The following is an 18,914-nucleotide window of genomic DNA, read 5'->3' on the forward strand; positions in this document are numbered from 1 at the left end:
GCTCGCTCTGCTATCCTCCCACGCGCCGACCCCGTCAGCGCCGTAGAAACATCATATCGTATTACTTTTGTAAACAGGGTGCTGCGGCTTTTTTGCCGGTCCCTCCCCACCCTCGCCGCCGCGGGCAAAAAGAAAACCCGGCGCCCTTGCGGACGCCGGGTTGGGCAGAAATTTGAAACACTTCGCCTGCACTCAGGCGAGACGCTTGCGAACCTGATCGCGCAGCGCGTTCAGGTCCTTGCCGAAGGCGCGGATGCCTTCCGAGAGCTTCTCGGTCGCCATGGCGTCTTCGTTCAGCATCCAGCGGAAGGTCTTCTCGTCGATCGCGATCTTGTCGACCGGCTTGACGTTGTCGGGCGAGAGCTTGCGCTCCAGCGTGCCCTGATCCTTGTCCAGCTCTTCAAGCAACGCCGGGCTGATCGTCAGGCGGTCGCAGCCGGCCAGCGCTTCGATCTCGCCGATATTGCGGAACGAGGCGCCCATGACGACGGTGTCGATGCCGTTCGACTTGTAGTAATTATAGATCTCGCGAACCGACACGACGCCCGGATCGGTTTCGGACGTGTACTTCTCGCCGGTCGACTTGACGTACCAGTCGAGGATGCGGCCAACGAAGGGCGAGATGAGAAAGACCTTGGCGTCGGCGCAGGCGACGGCCTGGGCCATGCTGAAGAGAAGCGTCAGGTTGCAGTCGATGCCTTCCTTCTGCAGCACTTCCGCGGCGCGGATGCCTTCCCAGGTGGAAGCGAGCTTGATCAGAATTCGGTCGCGTTCGATGCCGCGCTCCTTGTAAGCCGCGATGATCTGACGGGCCTTGGCGATCGAGCCTTCCGTGTCGAAGGACAGGTCGGCATCGACCTCGGTCGAGACGCGGCCGGGCACGAGCTTGGTCAGTTCCGCGCCGACAGAGACGGCTAGGCGATCGGCGACGGCACCGACCAGCGCATCGCCGCTGGTGCTCTGCGACTTCGCCCAGCGGATCGCCTCGGCGTTGATCTCGTCGAACAGCGGCGTGCTGAGGGCCTTGAGAACGATGGTTGGGTTGGTGGTGCAATCGACCGGCTTCAGGCGCGCCACCGCCTCGATGTCGCCCGTATCCGCGACGACCGTGGTCATTGCGCGCAGTTGTTCAAGCTTGGACATGTGAGAGCCTTTCCTGTTGCCTTTCACGAGGGCGCACCACCGCTGCGGGACTGAACCCGCCTGCACGCTCCTCTCACGCTCGCCGACGGGTATGGCAAAGCTTGCGGATGGTTGTCAAACCGGCATTTCGACTCGGCGGCGGGAAGCGCTCCTTCGTCGTCCACCGCGTCTGCCGCAGACGCTCGAACGGCGCGCGATCCTCTCCGCTTCTTCAGCTCGTAGGTCATCGGTGCCTGACGGAATTGGCGGGAGCAGCGAACGGCGGCTGGTCTGGGCGACGAAGATGACGTACGTTCCTCAAAAATTCGGCCAGGCGCCTGAGGAGAAGGTTGCGGGCCTGGATGAACAACGGGAGAGACGAACCATGACCTTGCCTTACAGAAATGCGGCCCTGACGCCGGACGTGCGCGTGGCCGATCTTCTTGGGCGCATGACGCTGGACGAGAAGGCGGCGCAGATGCATGCGCTCTGGCTGATCCTCTCGGAAGACGGCAACCACACGGTGCGCACCGACGAATTCACGGGTGCGACCGATCCGGACCAGCTGAAACGCATCCTCTCCTTCGGCCTCGGCCAGATCACCCGGCCGCTCGGCTCGCGGCCGATCGACCCGGTGGCGGGCGTCAAGGCGCTCAACCGGCTGCAGAAGTTTCTGCTGGAGGAGACCCGGCTCGGCATTCCCGTCATGTCGCATGAGGAGTGCCTTTCCGGCGTCATGGCGCGGGGAGCGACGCTCTTCCCCTCCTCGCTCGCCTATGGCGCCACTTGGAACCCGGAGCTGATCGAGGCCGTGGGCCGGGCGATCGGAGTGGAGGCCAGAGCGATCGGCTGCCATCAGGGGCTCGCCCCGGTTCTAGACGTGGCGCGCGATGCCCGCTGGGGCCGGACGGAGGAAACGATCGGCGAGGATCCCTATCTGGTCGGCGTGCTCGCCACCCGCTATGTGCGCGGCCTGCAGGGCGAGAAGCGCGATCTCCTCGCGACGCTGAAACACTATGCCGGCCATTCCTTCTCCGAAGGCGGGCGCAACCATGCGCCGGTGCATCTCGGCTGGCGCGAGTTAAACGACACCTTCCTCCTGCCCTTCGAGATGGCGGTGAAGCTCGGCCAGGCGGCCTCCGTCATGCCGGCCTATCACGATATCGACGGCGAGCCGCTGCACGCCTCCCGCCACCTGCTGACCACGGTGCTGCGCGAGCGCTGGGGATTCGACGGCCTGATCGTCGCCGATTATGTCGGCGTCAGCCTGCTCTACCAGCATCATGGCGTGGCCAGCGATCGCGCCGAGGCTGCCGCACTTGCCTTCAATGCAGGGCTCGACATCGAGCTGCCGGGCGAGGATTGCAGCACGCATCTGGAGGAGGCTTTGAAACGCGGCCTCATCACGATCGAGACCGTCGACGAGATCGTCCGGCGGATCCTCACCGAGAAGGTCCGCATCGGCCTGTTCGAGAAGCCTTACGCCGACGAGAACGCCGTGACGCTGCAGGCGCCGGAGACCGTTGAGCTCGCCCGCACGGTCGCCACCCAATCGGTGACGATCCTCGAGAACAACGGCATCCTGCCACTCATGGGCACGCCGAGCATTGCGCTGATCGGCCCGACGGCCGACGATCCGCTCGCGCTGCTCGGGGACTATTCCTTCCCCGTCCATCTGATCGTCAAGGACGAGGTGGAGGCGACGCGGGAGGTGGTGACCCCGCGCGCTGCCTTCGAGTCCGCCTATGGTGCCAACCGGGTAACCTATGCCAAGGGCTGCCACATCCTCGAGGAGCGCCGCTTCGGCGCGCCGGTCTTTCCCGGCGATGTCGACGACAGCACCAGCCTCGCCCAGGCCTCGACGCTTTCCACAAGGCTCGATCTCATTCCGGAGGCGGTGGCGGCGGCAGAGGCCGCCGACATCGCCATCCTCTTCCTCGGCGATCTCTCCGGCATCTTCCAGACCGGTACGGTCGGGGAAGGTTCCGACGTGGATAGCCTCGAGCTGCCCGGCGTGCAGCAGCAGCTGCTCGAAGCCGTGGTCGAGACGGGCAAGCCCGTGATCGTGGTGCTGACCTCCGGACGGCCCTACACGCTGGGCGGGCTGGAGCCGAAGCTGGCGGCGCTGGTCATGGCCTGGTTCGGCGGGCAGCAGGGCGGACCCGCTCTTCTCGACATACTGACCGGCGCGGTCGAGCCCTCCGGCCGGCTGACCCTCTCCGTGCCGCGCAGCGCCGGCGCCGCGCCCTATTTCTACAATCACAAGCTCAAAAGTGCCGGCACACCGATCGCCCGCCATTTCGGCAGCGCCTATCCTTTCGGCCATGGGCTCAGCTACACGCGCTTCGACTATGAGGATCTGTCGCTTGCCGACGAGCGCGTCGATCTGGCCACCGGCACGATCGTGCTCAGCCTGACGATCCGCAACATGGGCGACCGCGCGGGCTTCGCCGTGCCGCAGCTCTATAGCCGCGACCGCGTCACCTCCGTCGTCCGGCCGGTCAAGGAGCTGAAAGGGTTCGGCCGCCTCCATCTCGAGGCGGGAACGAGCCGTCGCGTCACCTTCCACCTGCCGACGGACATGCTCGCCTTTACCGGGCCGGGCGGCATCCGCATCGTCGAGCCCGGCGAGATCGACCTGATGGTCGGCGCGTCGAGCGCCGACATCCGCCTGCGCACGACGGTGACGCTGACCGGCGAAACACGGCCGCTACCGGAGGACTGGCGGATGGAGAGCCGCTTCACCGTCAGCGACGCCTGACGCTAGAACCTTGTTTCGCTACGTTGTCCGACGCCGAGGCGACCATGTTGCGGCTGGAAATGCTCCTAGAGCGAGATCGTCAGGCCGCCATCGACATAGAGCGTATGGCCGTTGACGAAGGAGGAGGCGTCGGAGGCCAAAAACAGGCAGGCGCCAATGAGTTCGTCCACCTGCCCCCAGCGCCCGGCCGGCGTGCGCTTCTGCAGCCAGTCGGTAAAGGCGGCATCGGCGACGAGCGCCGCATTCAGCGGCGTTTCGAAGTAACCGGGCGCGATCGCGTTGCATTGCAGCCCATACTTTGCCCAGTCGGTCGCCATGCCCTTGGTCAGATTGGCGACGGCACCCTTGGTCGCTGTATAGGGCGCGATCGAGGTGCGGGCGAGGGCTGCCTGGACGCTGGCAATATTGACGATCTTGCCCTTGCCGCGGGCGATCATGTGGCGCGCCACCGCCTGGCCGACATGGAAGACACTGGCGATGTTGGTCTGCAGCAGCCGCTCGAAGGCATCGGCCGGAAACTCCTCCAGCGGCGCGCGATGCTGCATGCCGGCGTTGTTGACCAGGATATCGATCGGCCCGGTCTCCGCCTCGAACCCGTCGACTGCGGTGCGGGCTGCCTGGTGATCGGTCACGTCGAAGGCGAGCGTGGTGGCGCCCGGCACCTCGGCAAGCGCCGCCTCGAGCTTGCCCGCATCGCGCCCGTTGAGGATCACCTCGGCCCCGGCCGCGGCGAGACCCCGCGCCAGCGCCAGGCCGATGCCCTGCGACGAGCCGGTGACCAGCGCCCGCCGACCGGTCAGGTCAAACAACTGGATGCGCATGAAACCCCCTACCAACCCTTCCGCGACAAGAGCTAGCGGCAGCGATGGAAAGGCAAGAGGCCGATTACTCCGCGGCCACAAGTTCCTGCGCCGGCAGGCAGATTTCGGGCCAGAGCGCCTCGGTCGCCGCCATCAGCTCCGGTGTCGCGGCAGCGATCCAGGGACTCTCGGTGCCAGTCTTGATGCCGATGCGGACATCGAGCCCGGCTTCGCGCGCAATGACGGCGCCACCGGCCAGGTCCCACATGGTGGTCTGCTTCTGCAGATGGCCGTCAAAGGTGCCGCGGGCGGCGAAGGCAAGGCCGACCGAGGTGGACTGGATCGATTCAACCACGAAGCCGGCACGCCTGAGGCCGAGATTGAGCGCGGCCACCTCTTCCAGATAGATCGCGGCGCTATCGCCCAAGGACAGGACTCGGATTTCCTCGAAGGGCACGATGCGCTGGAAGGGCTGGCCGTTGCGGTAGAGCCCTTCGCCCGCAGCCGCGGAATAGACCTCGCCGAAGGCCGGCAGCGCCACGACGCCGAGCTCCGGCTGGCCGGCGCGCACGAAGCCGAGCGAAATGCCGAAGAGCGGCGAGCCGCGCAGGAAATTGGTCGTGCCGTCGATCGGGTCGATGATCCAATAGGCCTCGCCGGCCTCGCCACCCATCTCCTCGCCGACGATCGCTTCATCCGGGAAGTGCTGGGCGAGACGCGCGCGGATCAGCTGCTCGACGCTGGTATCGGCCTCTGAAACGAAATCCTGCACGCCCTTGGCGCGGGCCGCGATGCTGCCGCGCGCCTCAAAGAAGGCGAGCGCGGCGCCCATCGCCTCGTCGACAATTTCGGTGGCGCGCGCCAGCCGGTCACTCATGCTCGTCATCGGCGCGAAGCCCCCTGAGTCGGCCGCCCCCTCCCCCAAGGCAGCCCTGCCAAAACCTCGGCCACGTTTGTAAAACACGGCCGCCGGCTCCGACAAGATCATTCAGAGCTTGCGCGCCGCTGAAGCGTCGGCCGCTGCCGACTGAAAGCGGTCGCGAAAATAGGTGCTGGGCGGGCTGCCGAGCATGCGGCGGAACATGGTCGTGTAAGCCGCAATGTTTTCATAGCCGGCGTCGAGCGCGACCGAGGTGACGCTCTCGCCGGAGGCGAGCTTCGGCAGGGAGGCGAAGAGGCAAGCCTGCTGGCGCCAGGTGACGAAGCTGAGGCCGATCTCGGCGCGAAACAGCCGCGTGAAGCTGCGGCGGCTGATGGCAAGGGCTGCCGCCCAGTCATCGATGCTCTCGGTGGCGGAGGGCGCCTTCAGGAAGCGGCGGCAGAGCCGCGCCAATCCATCATGGCTCGGGATCGGGAGGCCGAGCGGCCGGTGCGGCAGGCGGGGGATTTCGTCGAGCAGCAGGTTCATGACCAGCTGCTGGCGGTTGGCGTCCGGCGGGCGCCCCTCCTCTGCCACCAGATCCTGCATCAGGCTGCGGGCGAGCGGCGTGATCTCCACCACCCGCGGCCGCTCCACTCCGCCATGCTGCGGCGAGACGTAGATCGACAGCATCTCCACCTCGCTCATCGCCTCCGACCCATGCTCGAGCCCAGCCGGGATCAAGAGCCCGTGCCCGGGCGGCACCATGAAGCGACCATCGGCGGTGGAGACCATGACGACGCCGCGCCGCGCGCCCCAAAGCTGCGCCTTGCGGTGCGAGTGCCGCGGCGAACGGTAACCGAGCGGATAGACGCGGCGGAGCGCATAGACCGCCTCATTGGCGCCGTCGATGCGCTGGAGGCTCGCACGGTGGTCATCGCCATCGGGCGGTGCAGAAGAGAGACGATAATCGGACGTCATGGCGCAAATCTGGCCCACTCACGAAAGAATGCGACCAGATCGCAAAAGCAGGCCAGCGTCAATCACGATAGAGGAACGCCATTCGCACCGTTGCGTCGCATCCGGCTTCAGCCGAGGAGCTCCCATGGCCAGTGTCGTATCCCCCGCCCCGCTTTCGCCCGCTGCCGGCACCGTACCCGGCGCCGCTGCCGGCGTCAGCCTCGAGAAGACCACCTTCTCGATCATCTTCGCCGCCAGCATCTGCCATATGCTGAACGACATCATGCAATCGCTGCTGACCTCGCTCTACCCGCTGCTGAAGGAAAGCTATGCGCTCGATTTCGTGCAAATCGGCCTGCTCACCTTCGCCTTCCAGGTCACGGCCTCGCTGCTGCAGCCGGCCGTCGGCGTGGTCACGGATCGCTGGCCCATGCCCTTCTCGCTGCCGGTCGCCATGCTTTCCACCTGTGCAGGCCTGCTGACGCTCGCCTTCGCCAACAGTTTCCCGATCCTGGTTCTCGGCGCCTGCCTGATCGGCATCGGCTCGGCGATCTTCCACCCGGAAGCCTCGCGCGTGGCGCGGGTTGCGTCCGGCGGCCGCCACGGCCTCGCGCAATCTGTCTTCCAGGTCGGCGGCAATACCGGCACGGCGATCGGCCCGCTGCTCGCCGCCTTCATCGTCATCCCGCACGGCCAGGCGAGCCTCGGCTGGTTCTCGCTGATCGCGCTCGCGGGTTTCGCCATCCTCTCCTTCGTCAGCGTCTGGTACACCCGCCACCGCCGCAGCATGGCCGGCCGGCCGCCGGCCAGCCGCGCCTTCCCGCTGCCGCGCCGGCAGGTCTTCTTCACGCTGGCCGTGCTCGTGGTCCTAACCGCCACAAAGAACGCCTACCTCGCCAGTATCTCCAGTTACTTCACCTTCTACACGATCGAGAAATTCGGCGTCGGCGTGCAGGATGCGCAGCTTCTGCTGTTCCTGTTCCTCGGCGCCTCCGCGACAGGCGTCTTCTTCGGCGGACCGATCGGCGACCGCTTCGGCGCCCGCGTCGTCATCTGGTTCTCGATCCTCGGCGTCATCCCCTTCGCGCTGATGCTGCCTTACGCAAACCTGGTCTGGACCTCGGTGCTGGTGGTGCTGATCGGCTTCATCTTTTCCTCCGCCTTCTCGGCCATCGTCGTCTTCGCGCAGGAGCTGGTGCCCGGCCGCGTCGGGCTGATTGCCGGTCTGTTCTTCGGCTTTGCCTTCGGCTTCGGCGGCATCGGCGCGGCGGTGCTCGGCCTCTTCGCCGACCGGGAAGGGATCGAGTTCGTCTACCGCATCTGCTCCTACCTGCCGCTCCTGGGGCTCTTGACCGTGCTCCTGCCCCGGCTGCCGCGCGCGAGAACCGCGTAAGCCTGTGGATGACATTCGACGGCGGGAACTTTGGCGCCGCCGGATGATTGAATGAACCTCTCGCGCAGGGTGGCGACGTGCCGCCCTGCCGGCTCCAGTTCGAGGTTCCCGTGTCCGCAGCGTCTGTCAGTACCGCGCTTCCCATCGACGAAACGCACCCTCAGCCTTCGCAGACACCGCCGGCTCCGGACATTGTCACCACCCCGCCGCTCCGCCTCTCCGCCTCCCTGATCGCGACCCGGCTTTTGCGGGCGCTGGCCGAAAGCGGGCAGCCGCTCCTCTATGTGGCGCGCACCGAATCGACCGCCATGGCGATCGCTCGGGCGCTGGAGGCGCTGGCGCCCGAAAGCGGCCCGGTGCTGCTGCCGCCCTGGGACTGCCTGCCCTATGACCGAATCCTCCCTTCCCGCCGCGCCATGGGCCGGCGGATGGATGCGCTGCGGGTTTGGCTGGACGAGGCCGGCAAGAGCCGCCACATCCTGATCGCGCCCCTTGACGCCCTGCTTCAGCGCGTGCCGCCGCTCGACGTGATCCGGGGGACGCGGCTGACGATCGAGACCGGCAAGCCCTTCGACCGCGCCGCCTTCGAGCGCTTTACCGAGGAGACCGGCTATCTCTCCGACAGCGTGGTCGATGAGCCGGGCGAGGTGAGCTTTCGCGAGGAGATGGTCGAGATCTTCCCGGCCGGCTGGGAACATCCGATGCGCATCGTGCTCTCCGAGGATCAGATCGTCGAGGAGCTGCGCGTCTATGATCCCGAAACGCAGCGCAGCGTCCAGACGCTCGACACAATGCTGTTCGGCCCGGCCTCAGAGCTGATCGGTGCGCTCTCGGATGGTGAGGAAGGGCAGTCGGGCGACATGGAGCGCACGCTCTTCCGCCATTATGGCCAGCTGCCCTCGGTTCTCGAACTGCTGCCGCCCTGCCGGCTGCTGCTGGCGGAGGAAATGGACGCGCGGCTGGACGCGGCGCTGGACACGATCGCCGAAGCGCGCAGCGCCCAATGCGAGCTCGGCGGTCTGCGCGAGGGGCAATCGACCCTTTATCTTTCCGCCAAGGAATGGAAGACCGATCTCGCCCGCCATGCGGTCGCGACCTTCATCCTGCCCGGCGCCGAGCGGCTGCCGGACATGCGGGCCGAGCCGGCAGCGCCGCGCGCCTTTTTGCGCGAGGAACTGGACAAGGGACAGCGCGTGCTCGTCACCGGCCGGCATCCGCGCCTGGCCGCGCTCCTCAAGCGCCTCGAGGAACGGCTCGGACACCGCTTCGAGGCCGTGGAGCGCTTCACCGATCTTGATGAGGGGCCGCTCTTCAAGGGTGCTTTCGAGCTCGAGAAGGGTTTCATCGATCGCGAGGCGCGGCTGACGGTGATCGCCGCCGCCGATCTCTTCGGCCATGCGACGGAGACCGGCGAGAATGGCGCCACGCTGCGCGACCCGGACCTTGCCGTCGGCGATGTCGTCGTTCACCAGGATCACGGCGTCGGGCTGCTGGCGGCGGTGGAAACGGTGGAGATCGATGGGGTCGCCACTGATACGGCGCGGCTGACCTATCACGGCGACAGCTCCGTCCGCGTGCTGATGCGCGACTTCGGCCGGATCTGGCGCTATGGCTCGGCGCCCGAAACCGTCTCGCTCGACCGGCTGCACACGGATGCCTGGTCGAAGAAACGGGCGATCGTCTCGCGCGAGATCGACCAGGCGGCCCGCAAGCTCGCCAAACTCGCGCGCCAGCGGGCCGCCACCGCCGCACCCACCCTCGTCGCCCCGCGCGAGGCCTATGCACGCTTCGCGCTCCGCTTCCCCTTCCCGGAAACTCCCGACCAGTCTGCCGCGATCGAGGCGGTGCGGGCCGATCTCGCCTCCGGCCGGCCGATGAACCGGCTGATCTGCGGCGATGTCGGCTTCGGCAAAACCGAGATCGCGCTGCGTGCGGCGGCCATCGCAGCGCTCTCCGGCCACCAGGTCATCGTGCTGGCCCCGACCACCGTCCTTGCCCGCCAGCACCAGGCGACCTTCGAGCGCCGCTTCGCCGGCACGGGCAAGCGGGTCGCCCTGCTCTCGCGCCTGGTCAAGCCGGCCCAGGCGAAGCGCGTCAAGGCTGCGCTGAAGGAGGGCAGCATCGATATCGTCGTCGCCACCTCTGCAGTGCTGGCGCGCGATGTCGGCTTCGCCAAGCCGGGGCTGATGATCATCGACGAGGAGCACAAGTTCGGCGCGCGGGACAAGGCGTCCATCCGCCGCTTGAGCCCCGGCCTGCATGTGCTGGTCATGACCGCGACGCCCATCCCGCGCACGCTGCAACAAGCGTTGATCGGCCTTCAGGATGTGAGCCTGCTCACCACGCCGCCTGCCCGCCGGCGCCCGGTACGCACCTTCCTCGCCCCCTTCGACCCCGCCACAGCCCGCACCGCGCTGATGCGGGAGAAGCGGCGCGACGGGCAATCCTTCGTCGTCGTGCCGCGGATCGAGGATCTGGCGACGGTCGAGGCGCTGCTTCGCGAGCTGGTGCCCGATCTGTCGCTCCGCATCGCCCATGGCAAGCTGCCGGCGGCGGAGGTGGACGAGGTGATGGTCGGCTTTGCGGAGGGCAAGGGCGATATCCTGCTCTCGACCAACATCATCGAAAGCGGGCTTGACGTGCCGCGCGCCAATACGATCCTTATCTGGGATGCCGAGCGGTTTGGCCTGGCGCAGCTGCATCAGCTTCGGGGCCGGGTCGGGCGCGGCCGCATGCAGGGCATCGCCTATCTCACCACGCCCCCCGGCGAGGCGGTGTCGGAGGAGACGACGGCGCGGCTTTCCGTGCTCGTGTCCAACGACCGGCTCGGTGCCGGCCTCGCCATCAGCCAGCAGGATCTCGACCTGCGCGGCACCGGCGATCTCTTCGGCGAGGATCAGGCCGGCCATGTGAAGGTCATCGGCACCAGCCTTTATCAGGAGCTGCTGGCCGCGGCCGTGGGCGGCGAGCGCGCGGTGGGCAACCGGCTGTTCCAGCGCCCAACACTTAGGATCGGTCTCGACGGTCGCCTGCCGGACGACTATGTGCCGGATCCCGCCGTCCGGCTGACGCTTTATTCCCGTCTGCTCAAGGCGCAGCGCCTCTCCGAAGTCGATCGGATCGAGGAGGAGATGGAGGATCGCTTCGGCTCGTGCCCGCCGGAGGTGCTGACGCTGCTTCGCCTGGCGCGCCTGACCGTTGCGGCTGGCGCCCACCGCATGACCGACATCGACGGCGGCCCGCTGGCGCTCGCCTTCAGCTTCTCCCGCAAGCCGGCCGCCGCCACCACGCGGCGCCTGCGCCAGGGCGGGCCGTTGAAGGTGAAGGATGGCCGGCTGCTCCTCGCCCGGGAAACCGCCGACGGCGGGGCGCGGCTCGAGCTTCTGGAAACCCTGTTCGGCCTGTCGGGCGCGCAGGACTGACCGCGGCATTCGGCGCGGGCCGCTGCGCAATACACCGCCTGGCCACCCCATGAGCGCCGAGCGCCGACATACGCTGTCCTGCAGCGTTTATCCCGTGGCGATCCATCCGGATTGCCGAATCGTATAGGGCGCTGCTCGCTCGAGGACGCTTCCCGTTCTTCCAAGGATAAGATCATGATCCGACACTGCGTCTTCATTCGTTTCCGTCCGGCCGTCACCCCGGCTGAGAAGGCCGAAATCTATCGCGGGATCGCCGCGCTCGGCGAACGGGTCGCCGGCATGCGGACCGTGCATCACGGGCCGAACGTCTCTCCCGAAACGGGAATGGACAAGGGTTTTGCCGAGGGCTTCATCATCGACTTCGACCATGCCGCCGCGCGCGACGCCTATCTGGTCGACGATGAACATCGCCGGCTTGGCGCCCTGATCGTCGCGGCCGCCGCTGGCGGGGTCGAGGGCGTGCTGGTCTTCGATCTCGAAGTGAGCGGCGCATGATCCAAGCGCTCCGGACGGAGTAGGCCGTGATGGCGAGGCGAATCGCGATCATAGGTGCCGGACTTGCCGGCCTGACCGTCGCCCGCGCGCTTGCGGGCACGGCGGCGGTGACGCTGTTCGAGAAGAGCCGCGGACCCGGCGGGCGCATGGCCCATCGGAGTCGTGACGGCTTCGAGGCCGATCATGGCGCACAATATTTCACCGCCCGCTCGCCGACCTTCCGCGACCTTGTCGCTGCGGCAGAGGCGGCCGGAGCAGTGGCACCCTGGACAGTGGATCTCGTCCGGCTGCCGGACCGGGAAGAACGACCGTCTCACGCCTCCGAGCCGCGCTATGTCGGGACGCCCGGCATGAACGGGCTTGCCGCCTTTCTGGCGGAGGGCCTCGACCTGCGGCGAGAGACGGAGATTTCAGCCATCGAAGGCAGCGCAAGGCGCTGGACGCTGCGAGACAAGACCGGCGCGGCCCACGGCCCGTTCGACGTGGTGGTGGCGGCCGTCCCCGCGCCTCAGGCCGCCCGCCTCTTGCCAAAGGTGTCGCCCCTGCAGGCCCCGTTGGCCGCGGCCCGAATGAGCGGCTGCTTCACGCTGATGGTCGGCCTCGTCGCCCCGCTCGATCTGCCGGTCGAGGCCGCGCGGATCGACCATCCGGTCCTGTCCTTCCTGGCCCGCAACACCTCCAAGCCCGGCCGCGGTCCGGCCGAAAGCTGGGTGGCGCATAGCCGCAACGACTGGGCGGAGGCGCATCTGGAGGTGGATCGCGCGACGATCGAAGCGAGGATGCTGGCGGCACTGAAGGAGTTGACCGGCCTTGACCTCTCGGCCCCGCCTTGGCTCGACCTGCACCGCTGGCGCTATGCCAATGTCGAGCATCCCGCCGGCCTGCCGCATCTTCTCGATGCGGATCAGGGCCTTGCCGCCTGTGGCGACTGGTGCCGGGCAAACCGGGTGGAGGCGGCCTTTGAGAGCGGTGAGAGCCTCGCGGCAGCGCTTTCCGATTTATCCTGAGGAGGACCGCATGGACCGATCGAAGCGCCTGACGCAGACCCTGACGCTCCTCGGCGCCCTGCCCTTTCTGGCTCTGGCGATCGGCCATAGTGCCGGGCTGGAGCTGCGCCTCTTCGCAGACCTTCCGCCCGGCAGCCTCGCCCACGCCTTCCTCGCCTATGGCGCCGTGATCGGTAGTTTCATGGCGGGCACGATCTGGATGCAGGCGGAGATTCACGGCCTCAAGGTCGCTCTCCTGCTGCTACTCTCCAATGCCGTGGCACTGGTCCTCTTCGCGACGCTGATCGTTCCGCTGCCCCTTCTTCTTGCCCTTCTCCTCCAGGCGGGCGCCTTCATCCTGCTGCTTGGCTGCGATTCGGTTGCCTACCGCGCCGGCCGGCAAAAGGCCTGGTATTTCCGCCTGCGCTGCCTGGTGACGGTCATCGTGCTCTGTGCCTATGCCCTCATGATCATCGCTCGTTGACACGCAACCGGAACATCAGCCGGCATCGCCCGGTCTCCCGCTGCCGCGCAGCAGCGATGCGCAGAACGCACACCACTTTCTGGCGGATCTCTGTAGAAGGGGCGCAACAGACAGTGGAGACGACCATGAACGCCAAGCACAGCTTCCAGACCGCCGCGGTTCGCAGCCGGATCTGGGACAGCTTTGTTGCCCCCCGCAGCGACGCCGCACCGCGCGACACGGCCAAGCGCCAGCAGCGCGGCTTCTAAGCCAAGACCATGAAGCCGGCGTCCCGCGGCGCCGGGTCGAGGGGCCGACGCTTCAGGCCCCCACCTTCAGCAGCCCGCGCGATGCCAGATTGCGCATGAGATCGGCGATGCCGAAACTCCAGGGCGCACACTCCGTCGTCAGCCGTACCCGATTGGTCAGCGCTCCCAGCTTCTCGCTGGCAATGGTCACCCGATCGCCCACATGGTGGGTGAAGCCCTGACCGGGAGCATCGCGATCCTCGACCGGCGCGAATAGCGTGCCGAGAAACAGCACCAGCCCATCCGGATATTGATGATGTGCGCCGATCGTCTGGGCGACGAGATCGGTCGGATCGCGGCTGATTTCGCTCATCCGGCTTGCACCCTTCATTACGAAGCCATCCTCCCCTTCGACCGTCAGTTCAAGCTCCGCCTGCCGCACGTCGTCCAGCGAGAAGCTCTCATCGAAGAGACGGATGAAGGGGCCGATGGCGCAGGATGCATTGTTGTCCTTGGCCTTGCCGAGAAGCAGCGCCGAACGCCCTTCGACATCGCGCAGGTTGACGTCGTTGCCGAGCGTCGCGCCCTTGATCGCCCCGCGGCTGTCGACGGCGAGCACGATTTCCGGCTCCGGATTGTTCCAGCGCGAGATCGGGTGAATGCCGACATCGGCGCCATGGCCGACCGAAGCGAGAACCGGCGCCTTTGTGAAGACCTCGGCATCCGGGCCGATCCCGACCTCCAGATATTGCGACCAGACGCCCTCTTCGATCAGCGCCGCCTTGACGCGCTCGGCCTCGGGTGAGCCCGCCTTCAGGTCGCGCAGGCTGTCGCCGATCAGCGCGCCGATGCGCGTGCGCACCTTGGCAGCAAGATCCGGATTGCCGGCCGCCTTCTCCTCGATCACCCGCTCCAGCATGGAGCGCGCAAAGGTGACTCCGCAGGCCTTGACGGCCTGGAGATCGACCGGCGCCAGCAGGCGGATGCCTTGAAACCGCCCTTCCAGCAGGTCCTCGACGGCGCCCAGCGTCTCGCCCGAATGGTCGGCGAGGAAGGAGACCGGATCCTGCTGCTCCATCAGGTCCCGCATGGTGGGCACGGCGGGACTGGTCACGTCCACGACCTGCCCGTTCCTCAGGGTCACGAGCGACGGCCCGCCGACATCCTCCCGCCAAACCCGGCCGACGAAGATTCCTTGCCGGTAGATCTCGTAGGGGCTCATGCTCATCCTCCTTGGGCCAGCCAGCGCTGTCCCGTCTGCCTTAAAATAGTTTCCGGCCTTATGGCCGTTCGCCTTAACCACGTCCAATTCGTTGGAGATCACATCCGCGTCATCGGGGTGACGCGGGCAGCGGATCGTGCGAAGATGAACGCCAGATGAACAGAATGAATCGCGATTCCTTCAAAAGGAGCAACCGTCATGTTCATGGGCCTGTTTACTTCCGCTGCCGCCCGCACGCCCAACCTCGCTGCCGCCGCTGCCTCGGTCGCTTCGGCGCTGCTCTACGAGAGCGATCTGGACGACGCGGAGATCGTGGTGCGCCAGAGCGGCTCGGCGCTGGTGCTGGACGGCACGATCGGCAGCGACGATTTGCGCCGCCGTGCCGTGGATCTCGCCCGCAGCCTTGTCGGCTGCGAGGTGCGTGACGAGATCATGCTCGCCTCCTGACATTTCAGGCTGAAATGCGGACGACGGCCTTGATCAGCCCGGTTTTCTCATGTGCCCAGCGCGGCAGGTCGCCGATTACCTGATCGAGCGTCGTGCGGTGCGTGATCAGCCGGTCGACCGGCACCGCACCGGCGCGGATCGACGCCATGACATGCTCGAAATCTTCGCGCGTCGCATTGCGGCTGCCGATCAGCGTCATCTCGCGCTTGTGGAATTCGGGGTCGGAAAAGCGGATCTCGTCCTTGACGACGCTGACGAAGATCAGCGTTCCGCCCTGCGCCACGAAGGCAAAGGCCGCCTGCATGGAGCCGCCATGGCCGGTCGCGTCGAAGACGAGGTCGAACCCATCGCCTTCCGTCGCGGCCAGCACCTGCTCCAGCGTATCGGCCCCGGCGGTGATGCCCTCGGCAAAGCCGAAATGCTCGCGCGCCATGGCCAGCCGCTCGGCGCTGGCATCGAGCAGCGTTACCTCATGGCCGGCAATACGGGAGAAGAGCGCGGTACCGAGCCCGATCGGCCCGGCGCCGATCACGAGTGCCCGCGATCCCGGCGCGCCGGCGGCGCGGCGCACGGCATGCGCCCCGATTGCCAGGAACTCGACCGTCGCCGCCGCTTCCGGCGTTAGATCGCCGGCGGGATAGAGGTTGCCGGCCGGGACCAGGATTTCCTCGCAGAGCGCACCGTCGCGGTGAACGCCGAGCACCTCGATCCTCTGGCAGCAATTGGGCTTGCCCTTGCGGCAGGCAATGCAGTGGCCGCAGGAGAGATAGGGGTTGACCACCACCAGCGTGCCGGGCGCGATCGCCACATCCGGCGCCGCCTCGATCACCCGCGCCGAGACCTCGTGGCCCATGACACGCGGATAGGCGAGGAAGGGATGCTTGCCTTCGTAGATGTGGTAATCGGTGCCGCAGATGCCGACATGGCTGACGGCGAGCCTAGCCCAGCCGGGCTGGAGCGCGCCGGGGGCCGGCTGCTCGGAGAGTTCGAGCCGCCCCGGCTCCTGGCAGATCGCCGCTTTCATGATGATGCTGTCCTTACCTTCTTGCGCGCGCTTAGCGGCTTCCGCGCCTGCGCAGCTGGTCGAAATAGACGATGACGATGATGAGGCCGCCGGTGATGATGCGCTGCCAGAAGGAGTTGAGGTTCATCAGGTTCGCGCCATTGTTGATGGTAGCGAGGATGAAGGCCCCGAGAAGCGGCCCCTGGACCGAACCGACCGCGCCGAACAGGCTGGTGCCGCCGATGACCGAGGAGGCGATCGCCTGAAGCTCCCAGCCTTCCGCCTGTGTGGCGTTACCGATGCCGATGCGCGAGGCGAGCAGCAGGCCGACGAAAGCGGCGCAGGTGGAGGAGAGGATGTAGGCGACATAGATGGTGCGATCGACATTGACGCCCGAGAGCCGCGCGGCCTCGCGATTGGAGCCGACGGCGAAGAGATAGCGTCCCCAGCGGCTCAGGTGCAGATAGACATAGGCGGGAACCGCAACGACCAGCACCATCCAGAACAGGCTGGGAATGCCGAGGAAATCGGCACGGGAGAACTGGGTGAAACCTTCATGGCTGATCGAGATGGTCGAGCCATTGGTGATGAGCAGGCCGATGCCGCGCAGCGAGGTGAGCGTCGCCAGCGTGATGATGAAGGGCGGCAGGCCCATGCGGACGATGCCGAAGCCATGAAAGGCGCCGATCGCGACGCCGATCAGCAGCGTGATCGCCATGGCCGGCCAGAGCGGCACGCCGTGGGCGAGCAGCCAGGCGAGCGCAACGCTCGTGAAGCCCACCACCGCGCCGACCGAAAGATCGATGCCGGCCGTGATGATGACGAAAGTCTGGCCGACCGCAAGGATCGCCGTCATCGCGCCCTGGCGCAGCAGGTTCGAGATATTGTTGGGGGTCCAGAAACTGGCGGTCGCGAGACCCAGCAGCAGCCACAGGAACAAGAGGAGCCCGAGCAGGGTCAGCCCGAACAGGATGTTCATGCCCTTGCGCGGCACGCGCGCGGTCTCCGTTGCGGTCTCAACGCTCATGGTTTGCCCTCCCTTACTCTCAAAACTCACGTGATCACGGCGTCAGACGCCGATGGCCTGCGACAGAACTTCTTCATGCGAGGCACTGCGATAATCATGGCTCGCCACCAGGCGACCCTGGCGGAACACATGCAGCCGGTCGGCCAGCTCGTAGACTTCCGGCAGATAGGAGGAGATCAGGATGATCCCCGCACCCTGCTCCAGAAGCCGGCCCATCAGCCGATAGATCTCCGCCTTGGTGCCGACGTCGACGCCGACCGTCGGCTCGTCGAAGATGAAGAGCTTGGCGCCATGGCTCAGCCACTTGCCGATGACGATCTTCTGCTGGTTGCCGCCCGACATGGCGGAGGCGAGCACGCGGCGCGTCGGCGTCTTGATCTTCAGATCATTGATCTGCCGGTCGGCATTCTCGTGCTCGCGCTTGCGGCTGATCGCCAGCCCGCGCGACAGCCGGTCGAACACCGGCAGGTTGATGTTGAGGCCGATCGGCAGGTTGAGGCAGAGCCCCTGGTCGCGCCGGCTTTCAGGCGCCAGCGCAATGCCGAGATCCATGGCCTGACGTTCGTTGCGGATCTCGACCTTGCGGCCTTCCCAATAGACCTCGCCGGCCGTGACCTTCTCGCGGCCATAAAGGCCGAGGGCGAACTCACTGCGGCCGGCGCCGATCAGGCCGTAGAGACCGACGATCTCGCCCGCCCGCACGGTGAGCGAGACATCCTCGAACCCGGGACCGGAGAGCCCGCGCGTCTCGACGATCGGCGCGCCAATGGTCATCGGCTCCTTGTGATAGACCTGATCGAGGCTGCGATTGATCATCATCGCGATCAGTTCGGCATCATTGGTCTCGCCGATCAGCCGCGTGCCGACATGGGTGCCATCGCGCAGGACCGACACCCGGTCGGCAAGCTCGAAGACTTCTTCCATGCGGTGGCTGATATAGACGATCGTCACGCCTTCCGCCTGCAGACGGCGGATCAGGCGGAAGAGCTGCGCCGATTCCTGGCGGGTCAGATAGGCGGTCGGCTCGTCGAAGATGAGAAATTGCGTGCCGCGCATCGCGGCGCGGGCGGTGGCGACCAGCTGCTGCTGGCCGATCGTCAGGCTGGCGAGCATCGCGGCCGCGGGCAGGCTGAAGCCCAGATCGTCGAGCACGGCCTGGGCCGCGTCGGTCATGGCGCGCTTCTTGAGGATGCCGCCGGAATCCATCTCGTCGCCCAGGAACATGTTGGCGGCGACCGAAAGATGCGGGCAGAGAACCACCTCCTGATGCACGGCATTGATGCCGCGCTGGATGGCCTCGTTCGGGCTGGCGAGCGCGACCGTCTCGCCGCACCAGAGGATATCGCCGGAGGTTCGGCGGATGACGCCGGTCAAGAGCTTGATCAGCGTCGACTTGCCGGCGCCGTTCTCGCCGACGATGGCGTGGATCTCACCGGACAAGAAAGTCAGATTGGCGGGCTTCAAGGCCTCGACAGCGCCATAGAGCTTGCGCAGCGCGCGCAGTTCCAGGATCGGCTGGCCCTTGGGGACCGGATGTCCGGCAATCTTGATCCCGCGCGGCTTGGCCGAAGCGGAGCCCGGGCGGATCCCGGCATCGCGCACATCTGACATGAAGACCTCCACTCGCACCGGCCCGCGCCGCGGCGCGATGGGCGCTGCGGGGGACGTTTCGCTGATCGCTCAGGATGAAGAGGGCGGCCGGGTTC

The 18,914-nt window shown here is 66.8% G+C and carries 16 protein-coding genes; 8 read left to right on the forward strand and 8 right to left on the reverse strand.

Annotated elements, in window-relative coordinates; translation table 11 throughout:
• Positions 1-192 precede the first annotated feature (192 nt).
• Positions 193-1,143, reverse strand: coding sequence for a transaldolase (gene tal / locus ACLE20_RS06690; RefSeq protein ID WP_410939474.1), 951 nt, complete (start codon positions 1,141-1,143; stop codon positions 193-195).
• 364 nt (positions 1,144-1,507) lie between these two features.
• Here tal and ACLE20_RS06695 point away from each other — a divergent pair, with 364 nt between their 5' ends.
• Positions 1,508-3,883 (forward strand): glycoside hydrolase family 3 N-terminal domain-containing protein, encoded by a 2,376-nt coding sequence (locus ACLE20_RS06695; protein ID WP_410939475.1) that lies wholly within the window; start codon positions 1,508-1,510, stop codon positions 3,881-3,883.
• A 65-nt stretch (positions 3,884-3,948) separates the two neighbouring features.
• Here ACLE20_RS06695 and ACLE20_RS06700 read toward each other — a convergent pair whose 3' ends face one another.
• The 3 genes from ACLE20_RS06700 to ACLE20_RS06710 all read right to left on the reverse strand — a co-directional run bounded on the left by ACLE20_RS06700 (position 3,949) and on the right by ACLE20_RS06710 (position 6,523).
• Positions 3,949-4,704: an SDR family oxidoreductase gene (locus ACLE20_RS06700; RefSeq protein WP_410939476.1), complete on the reverse strand. Its 756-nt coding sequence runs from the start codon at positions 4,702-4,704 to the stop codon at positions 3,949-3,951.
• 64 nt (positions 4,705-4,768) lie between these two features.
• Positions 4,769-5,569 (reverse strand): inositol monophosphatase family protein, encoded by an 801-nt coding sequence (locus ACLE20_RS06705; protein ID WP_410939477.1) that lies wholly within the window; start codon positions 5,567-5,569, stop codon positions 4,769-4,771.
• 102 nt (positions 5,570-5,671) lie between these two features.
• On the reverse strand, positions 5,672-6,523 hold the full coding sequence (locus ACLE20_RS06710; protein ID WP_410939478.1) for an AraC family transcriptional regulator: 852 nt from the start codon (positions 6,521-6,523) through the stop codon (positions 5,672-5,674).
• Between the two features lie 247 nt (positions 6,524-6,770).
• Between ACLE20_RS06710 and ACLE20_RS06715 the strand changes: the two genes are divergently transcribed.
• From ACLE20_RS06715 to ACLE20_RS06740, 6 genes are all read left to right on the forward strand, one after another.
• Positions 6,771-7,895, forward strand: a complete 1,125-nt coding sequence (locus ACLE20_RS06715; RefSeq protein ID WP_410939526.1) for an MFS transporter — start codon at positions 6,771-6,773, stop codon at positions 7,893-7,895.
• Positions 7,896-7,942: 47 nt separating this feature from the next.
• The gene (locus ACLE20_RS06720) at positions 7,943-11,317 is read left to right on the forward strand and encodes a DEAD/DEAH box helicase (protein ID WP_410939479.1); all 3,375 of its coding nucleotides are present in this window, start codon (positions 7,943-7,945) and stop codon (positions 11,315-11,317) included.
• A gap of 174 nt (positions 11,318-11,491) precedes the next feature.
• Entirely contained in the window at positions 11,492-11,812 is a 321-nt protein-coding gene (locus ACLE20_RS06725) for a Dabb family protein (protein ID WP_410939480.1), read from the forward strand.
• 29 nt (positions 11,813-11,841) lie between these two features.
• A complete protein-coding gene (locus ACLE20_RS06730) occupies positions 11,842-12,819 on the forward strand; it encodes an NAD(P)/FAD-dependent oxidoreductase (RefSeq protein ID WP_410939481.1) in 978 nt (325 codons plus the stop codon).
• Between the two features lie 10 nt (positions 12,820-12,829).
• Positions 12,830-13,282, forward strand: coding sequence for a DUF3429 domain-containing protein (locus ACLE20_RS06735; protein ID WP_410939482.1), 453 nt, complete (start codon positions 12,830-12,832; stop codon positions 13,280-13,282).
• A 125-nt stretch (positions 13,283-13,407) separates the two neighbouring features.
• Positions 13,408-13,530 carry a hypothetical protein gene (locus tag ACLE20_RS06740; RefSeq protein WP_410939483.1) on the forward strand — a complete coding sequence of 41 codons (123 nt, stop codon included), beginning with the start codon at positions 13,408-13,410 and terminating at the stop codon, positions 13,528-13,530.
• A 52-nt stretch (positions 13,531-13,582) separates the two neighbouring features.
• On the opposite strand, the gene ACLE20_RS06745 is transcribed toward ACLE20_RS06740, so the two are convergent.
• Positions 13,583-14,731, reverse strand: coding sequence for a fumarylacetoacetate hydrolase family protein (locus ACLE20_RS06745; protein ID WP_410939484.1), 1,149 nt, complete (start codon positions 14,729-14,731; stop codon positions 13,583-13,585).
• 198 nt (positions 14,732-14,929) lie between these two features.
• Here ACLE20_RS06745 and ACLE20_RS06750 point away from each other — a divergent pair, with 198 nt between their 5' ends.
• On the forward strand, positions 14,930-15,178 hold the full coding sequence (locus tag ACLE20_RS06750; RefSeq protein ID WP_410939485.1) for a BON domain-containing protein: 249 nt from the start codon (positions 14,930-14,932) through the stop codon (positions 15,176-15,178).
• 4 nt (positions 15,179-15,182) lie between these two features.
• On the opposite strand, the gene ACLE20_RS06755 is transcribed toward ACLE20_RS06750, so the two are convergent.
• Genes ACLE20_RS06755 through ACLE20_RS06765 form a run of 3 tightly spaced genes read right to left on the reverse strand, consistent with a single transcriptional unit; the run spans position 15,183 to position 18,819 of the window.
• A complete protein-coding gene (locus tag ACLE20_RS06755) occupies positions 15,183-16,202 on the reverse strand; it encodes a zinc-binding alcohol dehydrogenase family protein (RefSeq protein WP_410939486.1) in 1,020 nt (339 codons plus the stop codon).
• A gap of 31 nt (positions 16,203-16,233) precedes the next feature.
• On the reverse strand, positions 16,234-17,208 hold the full coding sequence (locus ACLE20_RS06760) for an ABC transporter permease (protein ID WP_410939487.1): 975 nt from the start codon (positions 17,206-17,208) through the stop codon (positions 16,234-16,236).
• 42 nt (positions 17,209-17,250) lie between these two features.
• Positions 17,251-18,819, reverse strand: coding sequence for a sugar ABC transporter ATP-binding protein (locus tag ACLE20_RS06765; RefSeq protein ID WP_410939488.1), 1,569 nt, complete (start codon positions 18,817-18,819; stop codon positions 17,251-17,253).
• Between the last annotated feature and the right edge of the window lie 95 nt (positions 18,820-18,914).

The organism is Rhizobium sp. YIM 134829, assembly GCF_046546455.1.

Bases quoted from the DNA above. Each gene is read 5' to 3' on its own strand.
- tal (WP_410939474.1), bottom strand. From the start codon at position 1,143: ATGTCCAAGCTTGAACAACTGCGCGCAATGACCACGGTCGTCGCGGAT.
- ACLE20_RS06695 (WP_410939475.1), top strand. From the start codon at position 1,508: ATGACCTTGCCTTACAGAAATGCGGCCCTGACGCCGGACGTGCGCGTG.
- ACLE20_RS06700 (WP_410939476.1), bottom strand. From the start codon at position 4,704: ATGCGCATCCAGTTGTTTGACCTGACCGGTCGGCGGGCGCTGGTCACC.
- ACLE20_RS06705 (WP_410939477.1), bottom strand. From the start codon at position 5,569: ATGACGAGCATGAGTGACCGGCTGGCGCGCGCCACCGAAATTGTCGAC.
- ACLE20_RS06710 (WP_410939478.1), bottom strand. From the start codon at position 6,523: ATGACGTCCGATTATCGTCTCTCTTCTGCACCGCCCGATGGCGATGAC.
- ACLE20_RS06715 (WP_410939526.1), top strand. From the start codon at position 6,771: ATGCTGAACGACATCATGCAATCGCTGCTGACCTCGCTCTACCCGCTG.
- ACLE20_RS06725 (WP_410939480.1), top strand. From the start codon at position 11,492: ATGATCCGACACTGCGTCTTCATTCGTTTCCGTCCGGCCGTCACCCCG.
- ACLE20_RS06730 (WP_410939481.1), top strand. From the start codon at position 11,842: ATGGCGAGGCGAATCGCGATCATAGGTGCCGGACTTGCCGGCCTGACC.
- ACLE20_RS06735 (WP_410939482.1), top strand. From the start codon at position 12,830: ATGGACCGATCGAAGCGCCTGACGCAGACCCTGACGCTCCTCGGCGCC.
- ACLE20_RS06740 (WP_410939483.1), top strand. From the start codon at position 13,408: ATGAACGCCAAGCACAGCTTCCAGACCGCCGCGGTTCGCAGCCGGATC.
- ACLE20_RS06745 (WP_410939484.1), bottom strand. From the start codon at position 14,731: ATGAGCCCCTACGAGATCTACCGGCAAGGAATCTTCGTCGGCCGGGTT.
- ACLE20_RS06750 (WP_410939485.1), top strand. From the start codon at position 14,930: ATGTTCATGGGCCTGTTTACTTCCGCTGCCGCCCGCACGCCCAACCTC.
- ACLE20_RS06755 (WP_410939486.1), bottom strand. From the start codon at position 16,202: ATGAAAGCGGCGATCTGCCAGGAGCCGGGGCGGCTCGAACTCTCCGAG.
- ACLE20_RS06760 (WP_410939487.1), bottom strand. From the start codon at position 17,208: ATGAGCGTTGAGACCGCAACGGAGACCGCGCGCGTGCCGCGCAAGGGC.
- ACLE20_RS06765 (WP_410939488.1), bottom strand. From the start codon at position 18,819: ATGTCAGATGTGCGCGATGCCGGGATCCGCCCGGGCTCCGCTTCGGCC.